A 24,420-nucleotide genomic window follows, 5' to 3' on the forward strand; every position below is an offset into this window, starting at 1 on the left:
GCGCTACATCTCCATTTCTAGCCGCAGGGCGCGCTTCTCGTGGTACTCCTCGATGGCGCGGCGGGTGGCGGTGCGTTCGCTGGCGCTGCGGCGTTCTGCTGCGCTGGGTTCGACGCTCACGCTGTAGCGGTGTTCAGTGCGGGGCGGCATGGAGCCGCGAAAGCCCATCACCTGGGCTTCGGTCAGATTTTTCATGGTCGGGGTCCTGTGGTGGTAAATTAGGTGCTAGTCACGCTAATAGTCAGTTGCTTGCCGCGCCCCATGAAATCAGCCAGGGCGGCGACTCGATCCTGTTGCTGGGTGATGCGGTGGCGCTGGCTTGCGTCCAGTACATCAAGATTGACGTTGACGCTAACCTCTACTAGCTTGCGGGTCTCGCGTTCCAGCGTCTTGGTGTACTGCTTGGCGGCAATGGCTATCTGTTCGGTCGGGTGAGCGATCTCGTAACCGTGCCCCCGCTTGATGTCGAGGTAGATTTTGCGCTCGGTAAGTAATAACTCCCGTAACTCATTGACGCTACGCAGCACCTGCCACTCATAGTCATCGCGGGCCGCGTCGTATTCTGGGATGCTGGCGTATTTTTCCGGGAAGGGGCGCTCCAACCCCAGCATGCGGCGCAAGTCTGCGTGACTGATGAAATCACCGTAGTTCAGCCCTAGCGCATCCCAGGCTGTCAGTTGTTCTTCCTGAGTCATCCGGCCACCTCCACAGTGAAGCGGCCGTAAGTGCCGCCGCAGGCTGGGCGCCAGTCGCCTACGCCCACATAGCGGCCAGCGTTACCGAGCACCGTCAGCAGTTCGCTGCGATCCAGCCTGGCGTCGTCAAATTCGATGTGAAAGACCAGTTGCCAGCCAGCCGGGAATCGCGGGCGGTGGCGCATCACCCTGGCCGTACCAACCTTGACGCTCTTTGCTAGCGAGAAGCCAGGGGTATCAACTAACTGCTGAGGGTCTTGCGGGCCGTCATAGTGGAGTGTTACTTCATCTTCCAGCACCAGCAGGCTGCGCTTGAATTCGGTGCCCAGCTTGTTGAGCTTGGCCGCCTCGGTCAGGCAGGCTTTCAGGTTGCTGCCAGGCAGGTGGATGCCACTGGCCTTACTGTAGTAGATCGCCCCCAGTAGTTCGGAGCGGGCGATATCCTCGTGGTCGGTGTCGGATTTCTTGCGCTTGGAGGTCAATGCCTTGTGCGCCTTTGTCATCGGATCCAGCGGGTCGCTAAAGCGGTCGCTGTGCATCAGTAACGGGGTTGACCCCGTCAGTGTCAGTTTCAGTGTAGTCATCTTTTAGTCCTCGTTAAATTGCCCTTCCGAGCCCTTGCCCCACCACGCCAAGCCCCTCCGAACCGCGCCGGGGTAGGCCAAGCCGCAGCTTGTTAACGCTCTCGCGTCGCAAAACCGACTCACTGAATCGGCTTTACGCTCGTCTGAGCCCTTGCCCCGCCCGACCTTGCCGTGCCTCGCCGAGGCGTGCCGTGCCGCGCTGCGCCGCAGGGCCAAGCACACTCAACGAATGCGCTTGGCGCTGGGCGGTTTTTAACGAGGTCCGCCACCTCCCGTGCCTCGCCACGCCATGCCACACCAAGGCAAGACATGCCTTGCCTCGCTAGGCCTCGGCCTGCAACCCACTGATGCAATGGGCTCTAGGCTGGCCACTGTTGCCAGTGGCTAGCTGTCACCTTCCAGCGCCATGTTCCGGTTTGACGGGTTAATGGCGATCTGCCGGGCCAGCAGATTGCGAGCGGTGACTGCCCAATCCGAGTTGTTAAAGAGCGGTGCAATCCTGAATTCAGGCTGCAAGAAGCCAAGACACACTCGCGGTGTCTATTAAATGCGTCTTGGCTACGGCGCTATCATGGAAGCGCCAGACCCGGGAAATCAGATGGAATCGATGTGGTACTGCATGCGTGCGATCAGCATGGCTCTGTGACCTTTCGGGATGCGGCCCAGTCGCTCATTGGCGATGGCGCGCTTTTCTGCCAACTTCTGGCGGCGGATATCGTCTGCGATTTCGCTGACGCGGCGGTGGAGGCGTGCTCTGCGAGCTTTGTTGCCGCTTACGTGGTCAGCGATAGTGGCAATGATCTGGTCTGCGCGATGCGCGGCTCTGGAAAAAAGGCGTCTGGTCATGGTACATTTACTCCTGTTGGCGAGTTGGTCCTCGCTAATTCCCACCGGGTCAACTGGTTGGGGTCCTGATTGTCGGGGTTGGTCCCCCGACCGTCTCTGACTGGGGGTGGTACCCTGGTCCTTCAAAGCCCGCCCTGTGCGGGCTTTGTCGTTCTTACGCGCTGGTCAGGCGCTTTTCACTTCTGCCCTGGTTAGGGGCGGGGTCCTGATTGCCGAGTGGTACTCAATTCTTTACTGGTCTTTCACTCCGCCAGTTCCGGAGGTTTGGTAGTCTCATCCGCTTGCCAGTGCGTTCTCTAAAGTGGACGATGAGGAAATCGTAATCTTTAGTGAACGACAGGTCAATGCCGATCTCTAAAATAAACGATATTTTTTTTGAACAACAAAAAACCCGCCGAAGCGGGTTGGTATGGGCCTACACCAATGACTATTTCTTAGATGCTGCCATGCAGTAACGGCACCACTTTGTTAGTCCATCAGGTTGATTACTGTTCTTGTCAAAGTTTGTTTTTAGTCTGCGTTTATGACAGTGAGGGCAGGTTTTGTGGTGGCGATCATCTGAGTGTGATAACTCCATGCATGAAGAGCACCACTTGGTCAGGCCATCTTCACTATTCGGGTTTGGTCTGAAATGTGAATTGGATAGGGGCTTCTTACACTTCTGGCAAACCTTGCCCTTGCTGGCAATTCCAGTCACCTTCACGGCATCAATGGTCGCACCATTTGGGGTGACATCTTGGTAAGTGGTTGTCAGATTGTTGCCTGCTGCATGTGTTGTCGAGGTGCTTGGAATACTTTTTCGGTGCGACACACTCACAGTGATTGCCTGCTGAGTTGAAACTGGCGTTGGGGGTTGCTGAACTTTACTTGGAGCCATAAATCTATCAACACCCTCACTTTTCCAGTCCAAGCTCCGAGAATCAGTCTCTCTGACCCTTTCGTAGGTGACTTGGCCGGTATTGGTTTTGACGGTGTGACTTTCCCGTATAGTGGTCACATCCTTTGTTTTTGTCTTGTTGTTAAACCAAACGTAGGCACCTATTCCAAGTGCGGCCAACAACAGCACATCAGAAGACTCCATGTCTGCATTTTCTCCTTATTTTATTTCCCTGCGACGCAATTCAGATAACTTTCCAAGAACGACTGCCTCCTCTGACGTAACTGTACCGAGTCTCGGGTCATCAACTCCGTAAACCCAGTCATCAATTCCAGCCATGGCTCGGAGTAGTCTGACTTGGCCGCTTTTCAGAAGTTGAATTAACATCACCGCTCCATCTTCCAGTTTTCGGTCTGCCAAATTGATGATGCACATATCTCCAGCCACTATTCCTGACTTGGACAAGTGGTCATTGCTTGCTTCTATCGCGATGCTATGGCTTTGATTTTCAGCAACCACATACCTACCGCTATCCATGTTTGGCATCATATCGGTAGCTAGATTCTCTACATCTGAGAGAGTCCATACCGGAACTTTGTCTGAATTGAACTGGATGTCATTTAGCAGATCGCTACTGCTTCTCCCCGTGTATAGCCAGATTGGATCAACCCTAAGAACTTTGGCTATTGAGATCAGTGATGAAACTCGCATCTCGCGATTCGGGTTGTTAATGGCATTACTGATCACGCTCTTGGATAAACCTGTGCGTCGAGCTAGCTCAGACATACTGATCCCCAGCTCCTGCAGCTTTTCCTCAAGGCGTTGCCCGAAAGTTTTCATCCACGACCTCTTGTTCTCTGTAGAGACTAAATTGTAAATCCAGCATCGATCACTTTGGGGGACGCTGCTGATTGACATCGTTCTCTATAGAGGACATCATTTGAAGCGTACCTACCAACACAGGACCCCGACCAATGAAGAAACATGAAGTCATCAAATATTTCGGAAACATGGCCAAAGCCATGAAAGCGATCGGTATATCCAGAAGCCTTGCCGCGAAGTGGGGGGAGGTAGTTCCCGCCCAGCATGCCGTCAGCTTTGTTATTGCCAGCAATGGTGAGCTGCGACTGGGGCTGGAGGATTACTCCCTCAGCAAGACTCAAGACCAAGCTGCCTAACCAGCAGTTGAACCACCAACAGGACTCCATATGACCAATTTGAGCATCATCACCAGTACCGAGATGACTATGGGCACCCGCGAGATTGCGGAGCTGCTTGGTAAGCAACATAGCAACATCAAAATTTCCGCCCAGCGCCTCGCTGTATCTGGCGTTATCGGAACCCTTGCAACGCAAGAGTTCTCCCATAACGGCAACGTCTACGAGGAATACCGCCTCAATAAGCGCGACTCGCTGATCCTTGTGGCCCAGAACTGCCCCGAGTTTACCGCCCACATTGTGGACCGGTGGCAGGAGCTGGAATCTCAGCAGGGGCCGCAGATCCCACAGACCTACGCAGCGGCCTTGCTGGAAGCTGGCCGCCTTGCACTGGAAGTGGAACAGAAAAACCATCTGCTTGCAGTTCAGGCTCCCAAAGTTGCATTTGCCGATCGTGTTGCCGGTGACGACAAGGGCGTCAATATCGGCAACTACGCCCGCGCCGTGGGCCTCGGCCAGAACGTGTTGTTCCGTGCTTTGCGTGAGCATCGCATCCTCATGAGTGGCGGTAATCGGCATAACTTGCCGTTCCAGGACTACATCGAGCGTGGTTACTTCACCGTCAAAGAGGGCACTCGCACTCACAACGACGAGACGATAACCACTTTCACTCCGATGGTGACAGGAAAAGGCCAGCAGTGGCTGACAAAGCGCCTGATTGATCTCGGCTACCTGAAACCAATTGCCGCCTAACCACCGGCCAGCTCCATTACCACCAGAGGACCAACACCATGGGCGTACCTTGCAAGCCTGAGCATGAAAATATGAGCACCATTTCCCCGCTGCGAGTGAGAGGCACCGTTGCCCATCGCTCCGTGTGGCAGGAAGTCGGCGCCGAAGTCGGCATGACTGAAACCGCATTTGCCCGCACCTCGCTGCTGATGCTGCTCAATTCCATATCAAAGCATGAACCCCAGATACTGGCGAGAGCCGTCAAACGGGCCAATCGGAGCCTGATCGAGCAAGGGTATCCACCCGTCACTGTCGAGGAGATCCTGAAAGGGGATGGCCTGCCAGAGCGCGGCCTGCTGACCTTCTCGCCGCAAGATGAGGCCATCTATGACGAGGAGCGCCCCAAGAAGCCGGTGCAAAAGCTCAAAGATCTCATCAATTTCGTTTTAGGGAGATAACAATCATGTTCAGCAATACCAAACCACGCCCGAAACCCGAGCATGTCACCGATCGGGATAACGTAGTCCTCAAGGCCGTAATGCACGAGTTGGCCCTGCATCTGGACGATGACTCGGTGATCACCATTGCGCAGGCCGCTGGTACTGACCGTACCGCGACCCGGCTTTCCCGCGAGCTGATGGCCCGCAAGATCGAACGCGCCGAGAAGCAGCCAAGCGCATAACCATTATCAATCAGGCCCGCCTCACCACCGGGCTGTTAATTCAGGACCTCAACATGACCATGAACCCAACGGCCCCGCTGGGCCACCCCCTTTGTGCCGATCTGGATCACTGCCCGCAATGCGGCAGCGAGCTGCGCACCGGTACCGATGACCGCTCATTTGAATGCCCGGGGTGTGACTACACCGAGCAGGAGGTGGCGGCATGAAAGCAATCGACCTTTTCGCTGGACTTGGTGGCTGGTCTACCGGCGCCGTGATGGCTGGCTGCGAAGTGCTTTGGGCTGCCAACCACTGGCAGGAAGCTGTGCACTGGCATAGCGAGAACCACCCTGATACCCAGCACATCTGCCAAGACCTGCATCAAGCCGACTGGACGCAGGTGCCGAGTCATGACCTGTTACTCGCCTCACCATGCTGCCAGGGGCACAGTAAAGCTCGTGGCAAGGCAAACGGAAACCCGCAGCACGATGCCAGCCGCTCCACTGCATGGGCCGTGGTGTCTGCTCTCGAGTTTCACCGGCCGCAAGCCGCCATCGTCGAGAACGTTCCTGAGTTCCTTGATTGGTCGCTGTATCCGGCATGGGCGGCAGCCATGCAGGCGCTGGGTTATTCCTTGGCGCCGCATGTGGTCAATTGCGCCGATCTCGGGGTGCCACAAGAGCGGATCCGCATGTTTATCGTCTGCACCCGCTCAGCAAACCCATTAATCCTGAACCTGCCGAAGATGGAGCATGTCCCGGCGTCGCAGTTCATTGACTTCAACGCTGGGCGCTGGTCACCAATAGCCAAGCCGGGGCGGGCGGAAGCAACGCTGGAGCGGGTTGCTAACGGTAGAGCCGTCCACGGCGACCGGTTCGTGATGAGCTACTACGGCAACACCCGCACCGGGCGAAGCATTGAGCGCCCGATCGGCACTATCACCACCCGCGATCGCTGGGCTGTTGTGGACGGCGACAGGATGCGGATGCTCACGGCAGAAGAAAACCTGCTGGCAATGAGCTTCCCGCGCGATATCAAGCGCCCAGACAACCACCGGCTGACCGTTCACATGGCTGGCAATGCAGTTCCGCCACTGGCTGGCAAGCGGATCATTCAGGCACTGGTGGAGGCAGCATGAACACCGTTATCAAATTCCCGGGGGCAGGCGCCCCCATTTCCAAACCTATCAGCAGAGGTAGCAACGTGAGCGAAAATGCCCGCAATGGCTTCCGCCTCGCTTACTCGTCGATGCTGAATGCCCCCTGGTACAAGGATGTAGCCAAGAAGTCCGTGTGGCTGCATTTGCTGCTGGATGCGGCCTACGAGAGCCGTGAAGTCACCTTCAATGGCAACCGCCTCACCATTCATCGTGGTCAGCTGGCTTGCTCTGCTCGTTCGCTCGGGAAAGCGTGTGGCGTATCTGAGGATCAGGCTCGTCGGGCGCTGGACTATTTCGAGGAGGAGGGGGCGATCGGCAGGACGACAAAGCAGGGCAAGAGTGGTTACACCATCGTCAGCCTGCTGAATTTCGACGCTTATCAGCGCGGAGTTTCGCAACACTTTAGCGCGGAGTATGGCGCGGAGTTTGAGGGCGCGCCAGATATGGTGTTAGAGGGTGATCGCCAACTCAGCGGCGCGGAGTTAGGTGCGGAGTATCATGCCGAAGATCTTATCATTAATAACAATATAAACTCTGAAGATAATAAACAGATCTCTTGTTCTGTTTCTGACGAAACAAAACCGGCTAAAAAAACGGCAGAGCCATCAGCGGATTCTCTGGCTGTGCTGAACCACCTCAACGCCGCATGCAATCGCCGCTATCAGGCCAAGCCAACCACCCTGCAAAACATCAACGCCAGACTGGCGGAGGGCTACTCCGTGGCCGATCTGCAACTGGTGATCGACTTCAAGCGCGAGCACTGGTCCGCAAACCTGAAAATGGCCGAATACCTGCGGCCAATGACCCTGTTTGCGCCGCAGAAGTTCGCCGGGTACCTGGCTGGCGCCCAGCGCTGGGATCAGATCGGTCGCCCGCGCTGCCTGAACGGCGAGTGGGAGGGCTTCGAGGGTAAGCGCAAGCCGATGTCCAACATTGCCGCCGCCCAACAGCAGGCGCGCAGTCTCATCGAATCGGGAGCTGTCAGCTATGACGACGACACTCCCCTCTAACGTGACCGCTCTGCCAGCCAACCAGGATGCGCCAGCCATGAGCGCCCGCATGGCCGCATTCATCGCTGAGGAGCTGCTGCCGCTGATGGCCGGTAGCTGGCCTGCCAGTGCCAACCAGCTGGATGCCAATGCCCGCGGTGTAGCGCTGGCTTGGGGTGGCGTGCTGCGCGGGTTCACTCCAGCCCAGATCCGGGAGGTGGTGCAGGACATGGCGGCCGATGTGGAGCGCCAGTTCGCCCCGCGTCCGGCAGAAGTGCGGGCAGAGATACTGCGCCGGCAGCCAGCCACGGCCGCACCAACCCGGGCGCCGCGGCTGGAGATCTCCATCAGGGCATGCGAGATGGAGGCGACCGTGATCGTGCGGCAGCGTGACGGCGACGTGACGAGCGAGGCGGTGCAGGTTGAGCTGGACAGGATACTCACCGAACGCCGCCAGCGCGGTTTTACCATCACAGGGAGGATTTAGGGATGTTCAACCAAGACGTGATCGCCGCGGTTAAGGCCGCGAAGTTTTGCCGGGTTGTGATCTATCCCCCAGTTCGGGGATGGAGCGGGGAGCGGGTACTGCTGGAAGTGGCAGACGAAATCGCCGTGCTGGGGCACACCGATTGTCAGCGCGGGGCAGGGCATTGGCTGGTGCTCGACACGACGCCTGAGCAAGTGGCAGAGGAGGTCAAGCGGCTGAGAGGCGCGCCAGTGCTGGTGTTGAGAGGTGGTGCTGCAAATGGAGCTGTGGATAACTCTGGAGGCGAGGCCCTTGCAAACCCGTGACAAGGGGTATATCGCGCCGTAACATGTTCATGCCGGACTTAGACCACCCGGCGGATTAACCAAAGGACCCGACCATGACCAAACCACATACCCGAGATCTATCCGTTGCGACCCAACTGGGGCGCGTCATCGCGATAATGCGCGACGGAAAAGCCCGCACCCTGCGCGACATCGAGCGCGAGTGCTGGAACCGCTTCGGCCACGCCGACACTCAGGCCGCCATCAGCGCCCGCCTGCGCGAAGTATGCTGCTACGGCTGGGTAAAACACTCCAGTTGCCAGACCATCGACAGCAAGCAGGTTTGGCATTACAGCCTCTCGCAGTTCCCCACTGTGGAAGCCGTTGCGGCTAAGGCGGTGGCAGCATGAGAATTTCACTAGCCATCACATACGCGATCGCCGCCGCATCAGCGCATGCTCCGTGGATGCGCATGCAGGATTTCACCACAGCAAGCCCATTCTGCATCCCCAACCCGCGCAATGACAGGGCCGCCAAACGCCAGCGCGCCGCCGCCAAGCGCCGCAACAAAGCCAAGCGGGGGTGAGGATGGAGCTTACACTTCTGAAAATGTCAGGCGGGGTACTTGCCCCGTCCACTCCGGCAGATGCCGAAGCCATCAAGCTGATGCCGATCGGTACCACCATCCTGGCCAAGGGCAAGGGGCGCCGCAATCTGGCGTTTCATCGCCGCTTCTTCGCCCTGCTCAATCTGACTTTCGATTACTGGGAGCCAACTGGCGGCATGGTATCGCCAGCCGAGCAGGGAATCCTGTCCCGGTTCGTTCGCTACCTCGCCCAGTTCGGCGCTGGCAACGTGCTGAACAAGGCCAAGGATGAGTTTATCGACCAGCTGGCCAGCAGCCGTATCGAGCGCCACGGCCCCCAGGCTGAGAAGTCGTTTGAGGTGATGCGCAAGTGGCTCACCGTCGAGGCCGGTTATTACACCGTGGTGATGCTGCCGGATGGCGGCATGCGCAAGGAGGCCAAGAGCGTCAGCTTTGCCAAGATGGATCAGACTGAGTTCTCCGACCTGTACCGGGCTGTGTTCGGGGTCTGCTGGCGCTATGTGCTGAGTAAGCAGTTTGCTACCGAGGAGGAGGCTGAGAACGCCTGCGCCCAGCTGATGGGGTTTGCAGGATGAGATTCGAGACCAGCCCAATCAGATCCAGCGACCTGCGCGATGGTGCTCGCGGCCAGCTATGCAAGATCCAGCTTGCCGGGGTCTGCATTGGTGGCACTGAAACCACTGTGCTGGCTCACCTACCTAGCGCCCCGCATGGAATGGCCCTCAAGGGGGATGATTTGGTGGCGGTTGAGGCGTGCTGTGCTTGCCATGACGCCATTGATGGCCGTATTGCCTACGACTGGCAGCCCGGGGAGCGTGAAGAGGTCACCTATAGCGCCCTGACCCGTCAGCTGCACAGCTGGGTGGTGCGTGGGCTCGTCAGTGTGAAGGGGACTGCATGATCCACCTCTCCGCTATCGCCGCCAGCCGCCTGCTCGGCAACAACCCGAAAGCCAAGGCCGTGGTGAACAAGGTCAAGAAGGCGCAACAGGTGGATGAACTGCACGGCAAGGTGCTGGCCCAGCTGGTCGGCTTCCCAGATCCCGTAACTGAGCTGCTGTTCCATCCCAAGCGCAAATGGCGATTCGACTTTGCCTGGCCCACCCGCATGATCGCCCTTGAGGTCCACGGCGGGATCCACTCCGGTGGCCGGCACACCCGGGGGCGGGGGTTCGTAGAGGACCGGGCCAAGATGAACGAGGCCGCCTTGCTCGGATGGACCGTCATCGAGGCTACCCCAGAACACATCAAATCCGGCCAGTTGCGCGCCTGGCTGCTTGCAGCCTTCAATCAGGACCCAGACCAGAGGACCAAACCATGACCCACGCTATCGAAATGGCTCTGCGCCTTTTCTCGCCGAAAGGCGCACTACATGAACCCTCGTCTGATCGCTCCAGCACGCTGGGGAGGGAGGAGTTTCTGGGAGCCCTGCAGGTGGCCGCAAAGAGCAACCCGCAAGGACTTCAGTTCCTTATGGCTGACCACCTGGGGGATGAACAAGCCCTTGCGTCGCTGCTGGCCCACTTCTGCACCACTCTTGGCAGCAGCGATGCCGGTGGCATGGCCATGGCTATCCTGCTGCGCCGCCCGCTGCCTGAGCAGCTGGATCACCTGGTACTTTGCCACCCTCACTATGACAAGGAGCGCCGCCGGGCCGCCGTGGTGATGGAGAAGGCCAAGCGCGCCCACCGGTCCGGCAATGATCACGAGTACCAGCGCCTTCTGGCTGAGCGGAACGAGATCCTGTCCCTGGCCAATGACCACTGTGTCGCCGAGATGATGCAGTCAGGGCGCTGCCCGCACTGCAATGGCACCGGGATCCGCCCGCGCAAGGGTGACGGCTGCCCGAAGTGCCACGGCACCGGCCGGGTCGTGCCACACGTAGAGTTGGTGTCGCGCCGGTTCGGGCAGGAGATGAGGCAGGCCGTAGAGCGTGCTGTTGATGAGGTGATCCACCAGGCGTCAGACCTGTCAAAGATCATGGACCGACAGGTGAGGGAGATGCGGGCGGCTTAGGTGCGGAGAGTTCGCCGCCGAGCAGGCGCAACCCCATGAATAGACGCAGTGATTGAATCCACCCCTCCCCGGCGTTAGTATTGCTCAAAGATGGCCAGAGTCCCCGTGACCCTGGCCTTTTTCATTTCTGGCCCGCCTCGTGCGGGCTTTGTCGTTTCTGGAGGGGCGATGACGCCTGACAAGGATCCACAGAACTACAGCGTGCTCGCCTATCTGGCATTCGGCGGGTTGAGCGTATGGGGAGGGCTTGTGACCTACATACAGACGGTGAAACGCGAGGGAAGGCAGTTCCGATGGGCCGAGGCGCTGCTGCAGGTGGTGGTGTCAGGGTTCGCCGGGATGTTGACCATGCTGCTGAGCTGGTACATCGCAGCCCCGCTCCCGTTGTGCGGCTTCATGGCTGGCCTGGCTGGCTTGATGGGGTCGAAAGCACTGGATCTGTACGAACGCCGGGCAACCGGCTGGATGGGAGGGAGGGAGTGATGGTGAAAATGCGCTGGGTAGATGAAGCCCGTAGGCATATCGGGTTGACGGAGATTAAGGGGCCCCAACACAACCCCGAGATCGTGGCGATGTGGAAGGCCATCAAGCGGGGTGGTATCCGTGATGATGAAACCCCGTGGTGTGCCGCCTTTGTTGGAGCGTGCCTGGAGCGGGTCGGTATTCAGTCCACCCGGTTCGAGGGTGCGCGTTCCTATGCCTCCTGGGGGGAGAAGCTGGAAAAGCCGGTGGCAGGCTGCGTAGTGGTGTTCTCCCGGGATGGTGGCGGGCATGTCGGGTTCGTAGTGGGGCAGGACAAGGCTGGCAATCTGCTGGTATTGGGCGGCAACCAAGCTGACGCGGTGAACGTGAAGGCGTTCCCTCGCTCCAGGGTAACCGCATACCGCTGGCCCGCTGGCGAACCGACTCCGGTGGGGGAGCTGCCGGTGATGGCTGCGGCTGAGTTTTCGAAGTCCGAGTCATAGGCGCAAGCCTTGCCAATATCGCCGGGCAACCGGTAACAGCAGAGGAGAGTGCGATGGAACACATCGTTGAGGTGGTCATCAACTGGATTGTCATCCTGATGGCTGTAGTGGGCGGCGCGTCCATGGTGGTGCAGGGGCTGGCCAAGATCGCGGCCGTCACCCCGTCCACCCGGGACGATGAGGTGATCGGGAAGGTGCAGGCCTTCTTGGTTGGCCTGACCAAGGTGCTGGACAAGCTGGCTATGAACCTGCCGGCTGAGAAAGCCAGGAAGCAATAACATGAACAGCTTGCTCCAACTGCTCGACATTCTAACGGCCCTTCTGGGCCGTTGGCTTAAGCAGGAGAGGGCAAGGGAGGTGCAGGAAAGCCATGACAAGAATCATGCGGACCCACAGGGGCGTTTTGCTGAGCGTTTCGGTGCTGCTTCTGGCCAGTTGCCAGACAGCTCCAAGCCAAACAGCGAACTGCCCGCCACCCACACCCAGGCTGACATGGAACCCCGCCGCTAATGGCGGGGTTTGTCTTTCTGGGGAATCCACAGCCGACCTACTGGACTATCTCGATGCACTGGAGCGATGCGGTGGTTAATGGCATTACCGTGACCGGGGTTGTTACTCAGGTGAGGGAGTATGACGGGAGTCAGGCCCTGGTCACCCTGAATACTGGCGTCTCCGTCGTAGTACCGGCTACCCATGAGCCTGTACCTGGTGATGCCATCGTCGAAGGCGAGTTATCTCTCTAAATGGCAAAGACCGACTGGGCACAGCTCAATGCAGAGTTCCTGCAGGAGCATGAAGCGACAGGCATCAGTGCGAAAGACTGGTGTGACAGCCGCGGCCTGAACTACAACTCGGCGCGTCGCTATTTGAAATCTAGGGGGCAATCTCCTGCGCAACCTGACAAATCTCGCGTAGCTGCGCAATCTGCGCATTCCGAAGTGCGCAAAACTGCGCAATCTGCGCAAAGTGCGCAAACCAAAGGGAATGAGGCAAAGGCCAAAGGGGGAGAGCGAAGAGGGGAGAAGTCATCCTCATCCGCACAACCCCAGCCCGAGCCTGAACAGACCTCGAAAAACAAAGGGCGTGATGGCTCCGGCCGTTTCGTCCGTGGCGAGTATGAGGGCAACCCTAACCCGCCAGCCAACATCAAGCCCGGCATGCAGATAGCCAAGACCCACGGCGGTTATGCCAAGTTCCTCGATGCCGAGGAGCTGTTCGACCAGGCCCGCGAGCTGCAACTGCGCGACGAGCTGGACTTCACCCGGGCTCGCGTCATTTCCGTCACCAAGCTGCTCAAGGGTCTGCAGCAGGACCTGGTTAACGCCAGCGAGATGACCGACCGCATTGCGCTCTACGACAAGATTCTGAAAGCCGAGCAGGCCCTCGACCGCAACATCCAGCGCATCGAATCCATCGAGCGGACCCTGAGCGCCCTTCGCATCGACGAGGTGAGCGTGCCGAAGATTGAGGAGGACACTCGGCGGATCCGGGCTGCGGCCCGCAAGCTGACCGCCGAAGCGGATAGGCTGGAGAAGGATGGCGGCAGCGAGGCCACTCCGGTTAGCGAGATGGTTTCCGAGCTCCACGACATGGGGACAGGGGGGCTGATGTCATGACTGTTCCCATCGACGCATCTTCCATGACTGAGCAAGAGCAGATGGCCTACATCCGTTCGAAGCTCAGCGATAAGTGGTGGCGGATGAACAACCTCTACATGATCGAGAACGAGCAGGGCCAGCTGGTACGATTTCGGCTGCGCCCAGCACAGGAGCTGCTGTTCCGGACCATGTGGTACCTGAACATCATCCTCAAGGCGCGTCAGCTCGGATTCTCCACGGCCATCGACATCTATCTGCTGGACGAGGCGCTGTTCAACAAGAACCTCAAGTGCGGGATCATCGCCCAGGACCTGACGGCCGCCGGCGAGATCTACCGCACCAAGATTGAAGTCCCGTTCGATAACCTGCCGGGTTGGCTCAAGGCCCAGTTCAAGGTGGTGACCCGGCGTGGCGGGGCGAATGGCGGACACATCCTGTTCCGGCATGGCTCCAGCATCCAGGTGGCTACCTCGTTCCGGTCCGGTACCGTCCAGCGCCTGCATGTCTCCGAGCACGGGAAGATCTGCGCCAAGTACCCCGAGAAGGCCAAGGAGGTGCGAACCGGGACGCTGCAGGCAATCCACCCGGGCGCCGTGGCCTTCATCGAATCAACAGCGGAAGGCGTGGGCGGCGACTTCCATGCCATGAGCATGAAGTCCCTCGAGCTGGCCAGGGCCTCCGGTGAGCTCAGCCAGCTCGACTGGAAGTTTCACTTCTTCGCCTGGTGGCAGGACCCCAAGTATCGCGCCGACGTGCCGGCATCCGGCGTGGTGATGAGCAAGACCCAGGCGGAATACTTCGCCGCGGTGGAGAAGGCGATGGGTTGCACCATTACCGACGAGCAGCGGCAATGGTACGTGCTGAAGGAGGCCACACTGGGCGCCGAGATGAAGCAGGAGTTTCCCAGCACGCCGCTGGAAGCCTTCCTGACCTCTGGCCGCCGGGTGTTCGACCCCATCCATACCATGGATGCCGAGGGCGATTGCATGGCCCCGCTCATCGTCTACGACATCGACCCGGTGACCGGCAAGCGCGAGAAGGCTCGCAAGCCGGAGAAGCTGGACGAGCGTGGCCAGCGCTCACTCGAGAACATGCTGCTGGTCTGGGAGCTGCCAGACCCTGACGAGGATTACTCCATCGGCGCCGACGTGGCGGAAGGGCTGGAGCACGGCGATCGTTCAAGCCTGGATGTCACGGCCAAGAGCGACGGCCGTCAGGTGGCCCACTGGTTCGGGCATCTCGACCCAGGGCTATTTGCCCAACTGCTGGCCCACGTTGGCAGGTTCTACGGCACCGCAGAGCATGGCCCGGCCTACATCGGCCCGGAGCGCAACAACCACGGCCACGCTGTGCTGCTCAAGCTCCGTGAAATCTACCCGACCCGACGCATCTACACCCAGGAGCACATCGACCGGGACCGCGACGACGAGACCCCGCGCCTCGGCTGGCTCACCACTCGGCAGTCCAAGCCGATCCTGGTTGATGGCCTCAAGGCCCTGCTGCGTGCCGGGCAGTCCGGGATCCGCTGGATCGGTACCATTTCCGAAGCCACCACCTACGTCTACGACAAGAGCGGCAGCATGAACGCCCAGGACGGCTGCTACGACGACCAGCTCATGAGCTACATGATTGCCCAAGAGATGCGTGTCCGGATGCCGGCCCGCATCGTCAAACCTGAATCCTCCCGCAAACCCAAGCACTGGATGGCCAACTGATGATCAACGCCCAACCCAAGGCCCCTGCAAAAGGCGGCCTCGATACCCCGCGCCTGCTCAAACTGATGAGCGATATCAACGGTCAGCCGGACTGGCGTTCTATCGCCAATCGGGCGTGTGCCTACTACGACGGCGATCAACTGCCGCCCGAGGTGGTGAGTGTGCTCAAGGCTCGGGGCCAGCCCATCACCATTCACAACCTGATCGCGCCGACTATTGACGGCGTGCTGGGGATGGAAGCCAAGAGCCGCACCGATCTGATGGTGATCGCCGATGACCACGACGACGAGCTGGAGCAACTGGCCGAGGCCGTCAACGCCGAATACGCCGACATGTGCCGCCTTGGCGGACTGGACCGCGCCCGGGGCGAGGCCTACGGCGGCCAAATCAAGACCGGCCTGGGCTGGGTTGAGGTGTGTCGCCGCGATGACCCGTTCGGCCCGCGCTACAAGTTCAGCAACGTCCACCGAGACGAGGTTTATTGGGACTGGCACAGCAGGGAGCCGGACCTAAGCGACTGCCGCTGGTTGATGCGCCGCCGCTGGGTCGATCTGGATGAGGCCAAGACCATGTTCCCGAGCAAGGCTCAGGCGCTGCAGTGGGGCGTCAACGACTGGGAGGGGGTCGTGAGCCTGACCTCCATCGAGGGGCTGGACCCCAATCTGGTCAGCGCCTATGACGAGTGGAGCCAATTCAGCGGCAAGGAGATCGAGTGGTGCAGCCGGGAGCGGGATCGGGTGCTTCTGCAGGTGGTCTACTACCGCACCTACACCATGCGTCAGGTGCTGATGCTGGACTCCGGTCGGGCACTGGAGTACGACAAGACCAATCAACTGCACCTAGCTGCTGTGGCCATGGGGCGCGCCAAGCTGGAGCGCTGCCCTGTGGCCGTGATCCGGGAATCCTGGTTCGTCGGCCCCCATCACCTAGTTGATCGACCCTGCTCTGCGCCCCACAACATGTATCCGCTGGTGCCGTTCTGGGGTTACCGCAAAGACCGCACCGGTGAGCCCTATGGGTTGATTGTTCGCGCCATGCCAGCGCAGGACGAGGTGAACCTGCGGCGCATCAAGCTGACCTTCCTGCTGCAGGCCAAGCGCGTCATCATGGACAAGGACGCCACCAACATGAGCCGGGATCAGGTGCTGGAGCAGGTCGAGCGCCCGGATGGCTATATCGAGCTCAATCCTGACCGCGCCAACAAGACCAGCGTGAGCGATGCCTTCAAGGTGGAGCAGGACTTCAACGTGGCGGCCCAGCAGTTCCAGGTGATGCAGGACTCGGTGAAACTGATCCAGGACACCATGGGGGTGTATGCCGCCTTCCTGGGGCAGGGCTCCACCGGTCAGTCAGGCGTGGCCATCAGCAACCTGGTGGAGCAGGGGGCAACCACACTTTCCGAGATCAACGACAACTACCGGATGGGCTGCCAGCAAGTGGGGCAGTTGGCGCTGGCCTACCTGCTGGAAGACATGGCCGGCAAGCGCAACTACAAGGTGACCGTGAACCGGGATGACCCCCGCCGCCGCAAGGCCGTGGTGGTCAATGTGGAGCAGGATGGCGGCAAGCTCACCAACGATGTGACCCGGCTGCGGGCTCATATCGCGCTGGCGCCTATCCAACAGACCGCCGCCTATAAGCAGCAGTTGGCTGAGCGGATGACTCAGGCCATGTCGCAACTTCCGCCAGAGGCGGCAGGTGCCTGCTTTGACCTGCTGGTCGAGCTGATGGATGTACCGCGTAAGGCTGAGTTCGTGGAGCGGATCCGCAACGCCCTGAACATCCCGAAAGACCCGGACGAGATGAGCGATGAGGAGCGCGCCGCTGCCGAGCAACAGGCTCAGCAGGCCCAGATGCAGCAGGAGCTGGCCATGCGCGAGATGCAGGCCAAGCTGGCAGAGTTGGAGGGCAAGGCCGCCAAGTGGCAGGCAGAGGCTCAGCGCATCGCCAAGCTGACCGACTCTATCCGGTTCGAGGATGCCCTCAAGCAGGCCCAGACCGGCAAGACGCTGCAGGAGATGGAGCAGTTGGCAGCCCAGCAGCAGGCGATGCAGACCGAGCAGGCAGCCCTGCAGGCGCAGCTGCTGGACAGCATCCAACAGCAGATCGACGCCATCGCGCTCTGATAGTTGCTTTCCTGACCTGCCAGCGTTACGATTTCTCCAACATGGCCCAGTCTCTCGAGATTGGGCCTTTTTCATTTCCAGACCCGGCCATTGTGCCGGGTTTTTTATTTGGAACGAGTCATGACCGACCAGCAACACCTTGATGCCGAGATGGAGCGAGATATTCAGACGCTCGAACTGACCGCCCCACGCGTCACCCCTGAGCAGATCGATGCGTTGATGGTTGGGGTGACATATGACGTGCATGTGATCCCGGGCACCACAACCACGATTGCCACCGCCATTGCTGCCAATGGCTTCACCCTGGCCATCGGCATGACAGCCTGTGCGGACCCGGCCAACTTCAACGCCGAGTTTGGCGCCAAGTACGCCATCAAGGATGCCGAAGCCAAGGCCCGCCAAGAGCTGTGGAAGCTGGAAGGGTGGCGGCTCAAGTGTCGCCTTGAGAAACCTGTGCTGTTGGTGAGCGGCTACAGCCAGATATCAGGAGTCATTAACGCGGACAAGGTGCGCGTGGTTGATGGCGGAAGCCCCAAATCAAGTCACATTGCGCGCATGCACCAAGAACATGATCAACTGGCTGAGCGAACCAGCAAGCTGGAGGCTTTCACTGGGACAGTCAACTTTTGCGCCCTGAGCGCAGATGAGCAGAACCGGATGAAGCGCCAACTGGTCGCCATGCGTGAGTATCTGGCCGCACTGACTGAACGGATTGTGGCAACAAAGAATCCCTAGCGATAGACGACAGACCTTGCCCGCCTTGTGCGGGCTTTTTTGTGCCCAGCTCCGGCCGGGGAGGGCTTTCACCGAGAGCCTTCCCCCGCTTGGGCAGCGATACCACCCACTGAAAACCCACGAGGACAACCATGGATAAGAACATCGACAACCTGACCGGGACTGAGAGCCTGGACGAACTGGAAGCCATGCTGGAGGCGATCGAGCGTGAGCCCGATGCCGAGCTGGATGATGGCACTGCTACCGAGCAAACGGACGTAGACCCCGCGCCGTCGGCGGGTGAGGTGGCAGCCGGTAACGAACAAGCCAACACCGAGCAGGGCGATGAAGGGGCCACGGAGCCTGAGAAGGTGATCCTGGCCAAGAGCGGTCAACACACCATCCCGTATGAAGTGCTGGAGCAGTCGCGCAATGAGGTCAAGGTGCTGCGTGAGCAGTTGGCCGCATCGCAGCAGGCCCAAGCCGAGCGGGACAAGCTGCAGGCGCTGATGGAGAAGCACGGGATCAACCCCGACGTGGACCCCGACGACATCAGCCAGGAGGAGCTCGAGCAGTTGGCGCAGGACTACCCGGATCTCGGCAAGTCCATCGCCGCCATTGCCCGCAAGCTCCAAAAGCTGGAGCCCCAGGTCGCCCCGCAGCAGGTTCAACCCACCCTCAACCCGGTACAGGCCGCACTGCAGGCGGTACCTGATCTGGTGAGCTGGCGGGAAAAGGACCAGGACCGTTTCGACTTCGCCATCATCGTCGATGAGAAGCTCCAGGCTGATCCCGCGTGGCAAGGCAAGTCGCTGGATGAGCGATTCGCAGAGGCGGCGCGCCGCACCAAACTGGCCTTTGGTGATGAGGTTGAAGCGCCTCCCGCCAAGGCACCCGGCAAGGCGGCAGAGAAACCCGCTGATCACATCCCGTCCAGCCCATCAGAGCTCGGCCAAACCCATCATGCACCGGCAAAGGGCATCGAGCGTTATGGCGCCATGTCTCAGGCCGAACTGGTCGGGGAGTTTGGCTCCATGAGCGAAGCCCAGATCGAGGCACTGCTGGAGCAGTCCGGGTTCTAACCAACCACCCCGTTTACATCAACCAACCCCGACCACTGTGTCGGGGTTTTTGTTTTCATGTAGGAGAGGATCATGACCCAAGTCACCTCGGCGCAAGCCAACAAGATTTTGCAGGCCGCACTGTTCACCGCGGCCAACCGTTCCCACTCGCTGGTGAACATGCTGACCGAAGAGGCCCCCAAGGGCGCCAAGGTCAACGGCGGCAAGCAGACCAGCGCAGGCGCTCCGGTGGTTCGCATCACCGACCTGACCAAGGTTGCTGGCGATTCCGTTGACATGCAGCTGTTCCATCAGCTCTCTGGCCGCCCGACCATGGGTGACAAGAAGCTGGATGGTCGCCTAGAGTCCCTGTCCTTCGCTGACTTCGGCCTCAAGGTCAACCAGACCCGTCACGGCGTTGACGCTGGCGGCAAGATGAGCCAGTCCCGCACCAAGCACGACCTGATCAAGACCGCCCGCGTGCTGCTGGGTGATGGCTACTATGGTCGCCTGGTTGATCAGCGCGGCTTTGCCCAATTGGCTGGCGCCCGTGGCGATTATTCCGCTACCGACATCATTCTGCCTCTGGCTGATGATCCTGAATTTGCCGACATCATGATCAACACGCTGACAGCGCCAACCTACGAGCGTCACTTCTTAGGTGGTGATGCGACCAGCTTCGAGGGCATCGATGCCTCTGACCGCTTCAACCTCGGCTGCGTTGACAACATGTCGCTGTTCCTGTCGGAGATGGCCAACCCTATCCAGCCGATCCGCATGGTCTCCGACCCGTCCGGTGGCGAGCCGCTTTACGTGCTCTACGTCACCCCGCGCCAGTGGCACGACTTCTATACCTCCAGCTCCGGCAAGGACTGGCAGGCTATGCTGGCGTCCGCGATGGAGCGCAGCAAGGGCTGGAATCACCCCATCTTCCGCGGTGAGGGTGCGATGTGGCGCGGCATCCTGGTCAAGCCATACAAGGGCATGCCGATCCGCTTCAACCAAGGCAGCACCGTCAAGGTGTGCGCAGCCAACTCAGCAACCGGCGTGGAAGTGGACAAGGTAGCAGGCACCACCATCGACCGCGCAGTGCTGCTGGGCGGTCAGGCACTGGCTAACGCCTTCGGCTCTGGCGAGCAGGGCGGTTCCTTCGGTATGCACGAAGAGAAAACCGACCACGGCAACAGCACCGAGATCTCCATCAGCTGGGTATCCGGCCTGCAGAAGATCCGCTTCAAGCAGCGTAACGGCAACATTCAGGACCATGGTTGCATGGTGTTGGATACCGCCGTCAGCGCCGTCGGCCGCTAATCCACCCACCCTAGCGAGGGGGTTGGTACCCCCTCCTGTTGATATCTGACCAGATAAGGAGCCATGTCATGGCCAAAACTACCCTGCTCGCCCGAGCTTACCGCTGGTTTGTTGGTTCGTTCGGCAACCTCTCTATCTCCCCGACCCTGGTGGCCAAGCTGGCGGCTGTGCCGTCCGGTGATGTAGTCGCGTTCGGTGACAAGGTGGAGCCCAACCTGAAAGTGGTTGGCGCCACCCTCATCAGCGGCGCGCTGGGCTCCAGTACCACCCTCACCGTCACCGTAGGCTCGACGGTCATCATCAATGCCGAGAGCACGGTGTCGGCAGTGGCCAAGTATTTCCCGGTTGATGACCTGCTGACTGATGTAGGGCAGGAGATCACCCTTACCGTCGGCGGTGGTGCGGCGACCGGCACGGTCAAGCTCAAGCTGCACTATGAGGTGATCGGCAACCTGTAAGGCTGCCAGTCACGCCACGCCCGGCCCAGCGCCGGGCTTTTTCATTTCTGGATTGGAGATATTGCTGTGAGCGACAAAATTGCCGTGGTTTATATCGGCGACAAGCCGAGCAAGAAAGACACCGTGACCGGATCCCGCCTGGTGTTCCCGCGCCATACGCCCGTTGATGTGGAGAGCCACATCGCCATGCAGCTGCTGGAGTTCCCCACCGTCTGGGTTCGCCAAGAAGCGCTGGCCGGCACGCTGGAGCGGCAGGAGACCATCGCACGAATGGAAGCGGAAGAGCAGGAGCGCCTTGCTGCCGAAGCTGCCCGCCTAGCCGAAGAGCAGAGCATGGTGGTCGGTGATATCGATCTGGCCAAGCTCACCTCTGCCCAGCTGGCGACCCTGATCGAAGGTGAAGATCTGGGTATCGAGCAGAAGGGGCCGCAGGAGAAGGTGGACGATTTCCGCGTTCGCGTGCGTGACGCCCTGAAAGCCAAGGCCGCCAAGGCGGAGGGCTAAGCATGCAAATGGTACCCCGCGAGCAGTTCCTGCCTACCGTCAGGATGCACATCACAGGTCCGCTCGAGATGCTGCTGGAAGAGGCCGTGACCGAGGCGGCAATCACCTTCTGCCGTGAATCCGAGCTGATCACCCTCGATCGCCTGTTGCCAAGTGCGGCGGCTGGCAGTCTGGAGGTGGTGTGCAATGTGGACGGGGTTACCTCCTGCAATGTGTTGCACCTCACCGGGGCCGATGGCGTGCCGCTGGACTCTGGTCGCGACTACTTCGCCATGTCGGCCAATGAGCTGAGCATTCTGACCGACCTTGGTAATGTGCGGATCTGGTATGTGGCTGCCCCGGTCAAGGGTGCCACCGACCTCCCGGCCCAGCTCTACCACGATCACGCCGATGCTATTGCCCATGGCGTCGCTGCCTTGCTCTATGCCCAGCCAGACCGCCCCTGGTCTGACTCTAAGCGTGCAGGGTTTCACCGAGCTGAGTTCGTCGAGGGGTGGAGGCGCGCCGGCCGGTTCCGCAAACAGCACAGCGCCCCGACCCAGGTCGAATTCCACAACCCGCCCCGCAAACACTCATTTTTTTAAAGGACCCCACACATGGCAACCGTTACCGTTGACTCGATCCTCAAGCGGGTTAATACCCTGCTCAACGATCGCACCTGGGTTCGCTGGCCCAAGCAAGAACTGCTGGACTATTACAACGACGCCGCCAAGGCCATTGTGCTGCTGCGCCCGGATGCTCACACCAAGAACGTGCAGTTTGACTGTGCAGCCGGTACCAAGCAGAGCCTGCCGGCTGATGCCCTCCGGTTGATCGAGGTGCTTCGCAATGCCGATGGCAAGGTGATCCGCTTCGTGCCGCGCCGTGCGCTCGATGACAGCTATCCCGATTGGCATGCGGGCAAGGATGGCACCAGCGTGGCGGCCTACACCTATGATGATCGGGATCCCAAGAACTTCTACCTCTACCCAGGCCCGGCAGCCGCGGTGAAAGTGGATGTGATCTACTCCGTGGCGCCGCAATCCAAGGTGCTGGCCGATGTGGAGAATGCAAGCACTCCGGCACTCGCCGATCTGGATGACATCTATATCAACCCGCTGATCGACTTCGTGATGTATCGGGCCTTCTCGAAGGACTCCGAATACAGCGCCAACTCCAATCGGGCAGTCGGCCACTACAACGCCTACCTGCAGCAGCTGGGTGAAAAGACACAGGTTGATACCAACATGGAGCAGCGCAAGACCGAAGGCTTCTCCCGCGTGACCGGGCAGTAAGGGGGGCAGCATGGCTGGAGTGTGGAAGCGTGACGGCACGGTTGCTGTCACCAACGGCAACAAGAAGGTGACCGGCACTGGGACTACCTTCGCAGACACCAAGAACGGGGTGGCCAAGGGTCACCTTTTTTGTATCACAAGTGGCACTTCGGTGGACTTCTATGAGGTCGATTATGTGGTGTCAAATACCGAGCTGTATCTGGTTCAGGCCTATCGCGGTGTCACTGCCACAGGCAAAGCCTATGAGATCATCACGACCTTTTCGGATTCCGTTCCGGAGTTCGCCCGCAGACTGACCGCAACCTTGAGCGCCTATCAGCAGCAGAGCGATGCTTTTCAGGCGCTGCTGACGAGCACTGCCACCACTGTTGAGGTGACTGCACCGGATGGAACCAAGCAAACACTGATCCCGTGGAAGCGTGTGACCAGTGAAGGGGAGGGCCAGGCGGCCCGCGCCAAGGTCGAGGCAGATCGATCCAAGGCCGAAGCGGATCGCGCCGCTGCGGCCGCCAATGCCACGGCCGAAGCCGGGACCGGCTCGCTGATGCGCGTGGGCGGCCCCGCAATCCTTGACTCGGAGCGTTACTCTCTGGAGCGGGCAACCGGCGGCAGCCAGACCATCATTCGCGACAGCGCTGGCAACGCCAATGCTATGTTCGTGCTGCCGCGCTTCAGCTACGCCGACCTGGACATGACTGCCGATATGGGCACTGGCGATGCGACGGCGTTCGATTTTGGCAGCGGCAGCATCAAGAGCGAGATATTCATCGGCGCCTATCTTGCGTCCGGCTCCGGCGCTGTCAGCGCGCCGCGGCAAGACCCGCGAGCATCACTAGATCATACCGCAGCCCGCGCCGCTTGTGCAGCGAAGGGGGCGGGGTGGCACTTGATGACCGCTCACGAGTGGGCGGCCATTGCACTCTGGTGCATGGCCAACGGCTACGAGCCAATCGGAAACACCAACTGGGGTCGCAGCCACGCCAAAACCTGGATGGTAGGCGACAGGGCAGACAACCGCGCCCCCGGCGATGCATCCGGCACGGGCAGAACGCAGACTGGCTCGATGGGGGTCGAGGCAACGCACAACAAATCACTGGCCGGCATCGCCGATCTGGTAGGCAACATATGGGAGTGGCAGGACGGGTTCCTACTGCAAGACGGCCGTTTTAAGCTGTCCTCCCACAATGCACAGGTCGAGGCGAGCTGGACGTTCGCTGATGCATTTCTTGATGCATCCATACCAACTGGAGGCTCGGTCATCCTGTCCAACGCAGTCAACAACAGGCTTGGAGCCATCGGAGACAACGTCAACGCTGGCAACTCCGCAAACAGCGTCTGGCGGATCATGGCCAAGGCGGGGGGCTATGTGTCCAATCAGGCGCTCAGGCGCCTGCTTATCGAGCCGGCCACTATCCGGCCACAGGGGCAGCTCTATATGCGTAACTTCGGCGAGCGACTCCCGTTTCGTGGCGGCGGTTGGGCCGGCGGTGCCGGTGCCGGCCTCGCCGCTGTGGATCTGGGCGCTTCCCGCGCGTACGCGGACTCGGGCATTGGGTTTCGCCCCGCCTTTGCTTGAGCTTTGGGCCTTGAGTTTTGACGGCGCCGCGATAGCGGCGCTTAGG

General features: G+C 60.0%; 37 protein-coding genes. 31 read left to right on the forward strand and 6 right to left on the reverse strand.

Going from position 1 to position 24,420, the window contains the following annotated elements:
- Window positions 1–3: 3 nt before the first annotated feature.
- The 6 genes from OKC40_RS01245 to OKC40_RS01270 form a co-directional block, all read right to left on the reverse strand.
- Window positions 4–195, reverse strand: a complete 192-nt coding sequence (locus tag OKC40_RS01245; protein ID WP_167570043.1) for a PA3496 family putative envelope integrity protein — start codon at window positions 193–195, stop codon at window positions 4–6.
- Window positions 196–218: 23 nt separating this feature from the next.
- Entirely contained in the window at window positions 219–695 is a 477-nt protein-coding gene (locus OKC40_RS01250; RefSeq protein WP_270793875.1) for a hypothetical protein, read from the reverse strand.
- Window positions 692–1,279, reverse strand: a complete 588-nt coding sequence (locus tag OKC40_RS01255; RefSeq protein ID WP_270793876.1) for a hypothetical protein — start codon at window positions 1,277–1,279, stop codon at window positions 692–694. The genes OKC40_RS01250 and OKC40_RS01255 overlap by 4 nt, the downstream gene beginning before the upstream one ends.
- Before the next feature lie 594 nt (window positions 1,280–1,873).
- Window positions 1,874–2,125 carry a hypothetical protein gene (locus tag OKC40_RS01260; RefSeq protein WP_139441045.1) on the reverse strand — a complete coding sequence of 84 codons (252 nt, stop codon included), beginning with the start codon at window positions 2,123–2,125 and terminating at the stop codon, window positions 1,874–1,876.
- Window positions 2,126–2,552: 427 nt separating this feature from the next.
- Window positions 2,553–3,206 carry a hypothetical protein gene (locus tag OKC40_RS01265; RefSeq protein ID WP_270793877.1) on the reverse strand — a complete coding sequence of 218 codons (654 nt, stop codon included), beginning with the start codon at window positions 3,204–3,206 and terminating at the stop codon, window positions 2,553–2,555.
- A gap of 15 nt (window positions 3,207–3,221) precedes the next feature.
- Window positions 3,222–3,842 carry a helix-turn-helix domain-containing protein gene (locus OKC40_RS01270; RefSeq protein WP_232099067.1) on the reverse strand — a complete coding sequence of 207 codons (621 nt, stop codon included), beginning with the start codon at window positions 3,840–3,842 and terminating at the stop codon, window positions 3,222–3,224.
- Window positions 3,843–3,976: 134 nt separating this feature from the next.
- Here OKC40_RS01270 and OKC40_RS01275 point away from each other — a divergent pair, with 134 nt between their 5' ends.
- From OKC40_RS01275 to OKC40_RS01425, 31 genes are all read left to right on the forward strand, one after another.
- The gene (locus OKC40_RS01275; RefSeq protein ID WP_139441048.1) at window positions 3,977–4,180 is read left to right on the forward strand and encodes a Cro/CI family transcriptional regulator; all 204 of its coding nucleotides are present in this window, start codon (window positions 3,977–3,979) and stop codon (window positions 4,178–4,180) included.
- A gap of 30 nt (window positions 4,181–4,210) precedes the next feature.
- A complete protein-coding gene (locus tag OKC40_RS01280; protein ID WP_167570040.1) occupies window positions 4,211–4,912 on the forward strand; it encodes a phage antirepressor KilAC domain-containing protein in 702 nt (233 codons plus the stop codon).
- Between the two features lie 38 nt (window positions 4,913–4,950).
- The gene (locus OKC40_RS01285; RefSeq protein WP_374885818.1) at window positions 4,951–5,349 is read left to right on the forward strand and encodes a hypothetical protein; all 399 of its coding nucleotides are present in this window, start codon (window positions 4,951–4,953) and stop codon (window positions 5,347–5,349) included.
- Between the two features lie 5 nt (window positions 5,350–5,354).
- Complete coding sequence (locus tag OKC40_RS01290) at window positions 5,355–5,573, forward strand: hypothetical protein (RefSeq protein WP_042062778.1); 219 nt, start codon at window positions 5,355–5,357, stop codon at window positions 5,571–5,573.
- Between the two features lie 53 nt (window positions 5,574–5,626).
- On the forward strand, window positions 5,627–5,779 hold the full coding sequence (locus OKC40_RS01295; RefSeq protein ID WP_270793879.1) for a hypothetical protein: 153 nt from the start codon (window positions 5,627–5,629) through the stop codon (window positions 5,777–5,779).
- On the forward strand, window positions 5,776–6,690 hold the full coding sequence (locus OKC40_RS01300) for a DNA cytosine methyltransferase (protein ID WP_064339875.1): 915 nt from the start codon (window positions 5,776–5,778) through the stop codon (window positions 6,688–6,690). The genes OKC40_RS01295 and OKC40_RS01300 overlap by 4 nt, the downstream gene beginning before the upstream one ends.
- Entirely contained in the window at window positions 6,687–7,721 is a 1,035-nt protein-coding gene (locus tag OKC40_RS01305) for a conserved phage C-terminal domain-containing protein (RefSeq protein ID WP_270793880.1), read from the forward strand. The genes OKC40_RS01300 and OKC40_RS01305 overlap by 4 nt, the downstream gene beginning before the upstream one ends.
- Before the next feature lie 37 nt (window positions 7,722–7,758).
- A complete protein-coding gene (locus tag OKC40_RS01310) occupies window positions 7,759–8,187 on the forward strand; it encodes a hypothetical protein (RefSeq protein WP_442865881.1) in 429 nt (142 codons plus the stop codon).
- Between the two features lie 2 nt (window positions 8,188–8,189).
- On the forward strand, window positions 8,190–8,492 hold the full coding sequence (locus tag OKC40_RS01315) for a hypothetical protein (RefSeq protein ID WP_270793882.1): 303 nt from the start codon (window positions 8,190–8,192) through the stop codon (window positions 8,490–8,492).
- A gap of 74 nt (window positions 8,493–8,566) precedes the next feature.
- Window positions 8,567–8,860, forward strand: a complete 294-nt coding sequence (locus tag OKC40_RS01320; RefSeq protein ID WP_270793883.1) for a hypothetical protein — start codon at window positions 8,567–8,569, stop codon at window positions 8,858–8,860.
- Complete coding sequence (locus tag OKC40_RS01325; protein WP_270793884.1) at window positions 8,857–9,036, forward strand: hypothetical protein; 180 nt, start codon at window positions 8,857–8,859, stop codon at window positions 9,034–9,036. The genes OKC40_RS01320 and OKC40_RS01325 overlap by 4 nt, the downstream gene beginning before the upstream one ends.
- A gap of 2 nt (window positions 9,037–9,038) precedes the next feature.
- Window positions 9,039–9,632, forward strand: coding sequence for a DUF1367 family protein (locus OKC40_RS01330; protein ID WP_053288673.1), 594 nt, complete (start codon window positions 9,039–9,041; stop codon window positions 9,630–9,632).
- Window positions 9,629–9,958: a nuclease domain-containing protein gene (locus OKC40_RS01335; protein WP_252655432.1), complete on the forward strand. Its 330-nt coding sequence runs from the start codon at window positions 9,629–9,631 to the stop codon at window positions 9,956–9,958. Before OKC40_RS01330 ends, OKC40_RS01335 begins: the two co-directional genes overlap by 4 nt.
- Window positions 9,955–10,377, forward strand: a complete 423-nt coding sequence (locus tag OKC40_RS01340) for a hypothetical protein (RefSeq protein WP_270793885.1) — start codon at window positions 9,955–9,957, stop codon at window positions 10,375–10,377. The genes OKC40_RS01335 and OKC40_RS01340 overlap by 4 nt, the downstream gene beginning before the upstream one ends.
- A 14-nt stretch (window positions 10,378–10,391) precedes the next feature.
- Window positions 10,392–11,072, forward strand: coding sequence for a TIGR02642 family protein (locus OKC40_RS01345; protein WP_270793886.1), 681 nt, complete (start codon window positions 10,392–10,394; stop codon window positions 11,070–11,072).
- A gap of 168 nt (window positions 11,073–11,240) precedes the next feature.
- Entirely contained in the window at window positions 11,241–11,555 is a 315-nt protein-coding gene (locus tag OKC40_RS01350) for a phage holin family protein (protein ID WP_270793887.1), read from the forward strand.
- 8 nt (window positions 11,556–11,563) lie between these two features.
- Complete coding sequence (locus OKC40_RS01355) at window positions 11,564–12,037, forward strand: TIGR02594 family protein (RefSeq protein WP_270793909.1); 474 nt, start codon at window positions 11,564–11,566, stop codon at window positions 12,035–12,037.
- A gap of 53 nt (window positions 12,038–12,090) precedes the next feature.
- On the forward strand, window positions 12,091–12,315 hold the full coding sequence (locus tag OKC40_RS01360; RefSeq protein WP_042880547.1) for a hypothetical protein: 225 nt from the start codon (window positions 12,091–12,093) through the stop codon (window positions 12,313–12,315).
- Between the two features lies 1 nt (window position 12,316).
- The gene (locus tag OKC40_RS01365; protein ID WP_043163259.1) at window positions 12,317–12,547 is read left to right on the forward strand and encodes a hypothetical protein; all 231 of its coding nucleotides are present in this window, start codon (window positions 12,317–12,319) and stop codon (window positions 12,545–12,547) included.
- A complete protein-coding gene (locus OKC40_RS01370) occupies window positions 12,547–12,780 on the forward strand; it encodes a hypothetical protein (protein ID WP_270793888.1) in 234 nt (77 codons plus the stop codon). Before OKC40_RS01365 ends, OKC40_RS01370 begins: the two co-directional genes overlap by 1 nt.
- Entirely contained in the window at window positions 12,781–13,653 is an 873-nt protein-coding gene (locus tag OKC40_RS01375) for a terminase (protein ID WP_270793889.1), read from the forward strand.
- Entirely contained in the window at window positions 13,650–15,350 is a 1,701-nt protein-coding gene (locus OKC40_RS01380; RefSeq protein ID WP_270793890.1) for a terminase, read from the forward strand. The genes OKC40_RS01375 and OKC40_RS01380 overlap by 4 nt, the downstream gene beginning before the upstream one ends.
- Window positions 15,350–17,476 (forward strand): portal protein, encoded by a 2,127-nt coding sequence (locus OKC40_RS01385; RefSeq protein WP_270793891.1) that lies wholly within the window; start codon window positions 15,350–15,352, stop codon window positions 17,474–17,476. The genes OKC40_RS01380 and OKC40_RS01385 overlap by 1 nt, the downstream gene beginning before the upstream one ends.
- A 120-nt stretch (window positions 17,477–17,596) precedes the next feature.
- On the forward strand, window positions 17,597–18,211 hold the full coding sequence (locus tag OKC40_RS01390; protein ID WP_270793892.1) for a Gp49 family protein: 615 nt from the start codon (window positions 17,597–17,599) through the stop codon (window positions 18,209–18,211).
- A 131-nt stretch (window positions 18,212–18,342) separates the two neighbouring features.
- On the forward strand, window positions 18,343–19,272 hold the full coding sequence (locus tag OKC40_RS01395; protein WP_270793893.1) for a hypothetical protein: 930 nt from the start codon (window positions 18,343–18,345) through the stop codon (window positions 19,270–19,272).
- Window positions 19,273–19,344: 72 nt separating this feature from the next.
- On the forward strand, window positions 19,345–20,562 hold the full coding sequence (locus OKC40_RS01400; RefSeq protein ID WP_270793894.1) for a phage capsid family protein: 1,218 nt from the start codon (window positions 19,345–19,347) through the stop codon (window positions 20,560–20,562).
- Between the two features lie 68 nt (window positions 20,563–20,630).
- The gene (locus tag OKC40_RS01405) at window positions 20,631–21,020 is read left to right on the forward strand and encodes a hypothetical protein (protein WP_270793895.1); all 390 of its coding nucleotides are present in this window, start codon (window positions 20,631–20,633) and stop codon (window positions 21,018–21,020) included.
- Between the two features lie 66 nt (window positions 21,021–21,086).
- Entirely contained in the window at window positions 21,087–21,524 is a 438-nt protein-coding gene (locus tag OKC40_RS01410) for a hypothetical protein (protein ID WP_270793896.1), read from the forward strand.
- A gap of 2 nt (window positions 21,525–21,526) precedes the next feature.
- Window positions 21,527–22,108, forward strand: a complete 582-nt coding sequence (locus tag OKC40_RS01415) for a hypothetical protein (protein ID WP_270793897.1) — start codon at window positions 21,527–21,529, stop codon at window positions 22,106–22,108.
- Window positions 22,109–22,120: 12 nt separating this feature from the next.
- A complete protein-coding gene (locus tag OKC40_RS01420) occupies window positions 22,121–22,798 on the forward strand; it encodes a phage adaptor protein (protein ID WP_270793898.1) in 678 nt (225 codons plus the stop codon).
- A gap of 10 nt (window positions 22,799–22,808) precedes the next feature.
- On the forward strand, window positions 22,809–24,374 hold the full coding sequence (locus OKC40_RS01425; RefSeq protein ID WP_270793899.1) for a hypothetical protein: 1,566 nt from the start codon (window positions 22,809–22,811) through the stop codon (window positions 24,372–24,374).
- Window positions 24,375–24,420: the final 46 nt, after the last annotated feature.

The organism is Aeromonas sp. QDB11, assembly GCF_027705265.1.
Taxonomy (GTDB): Bacteria; Pseudomonadota; Gammaproteobacteria; order Enterobacterales; family Aeromonadaceae; genus Aeromonas; species Aeromonas allosaccharophila.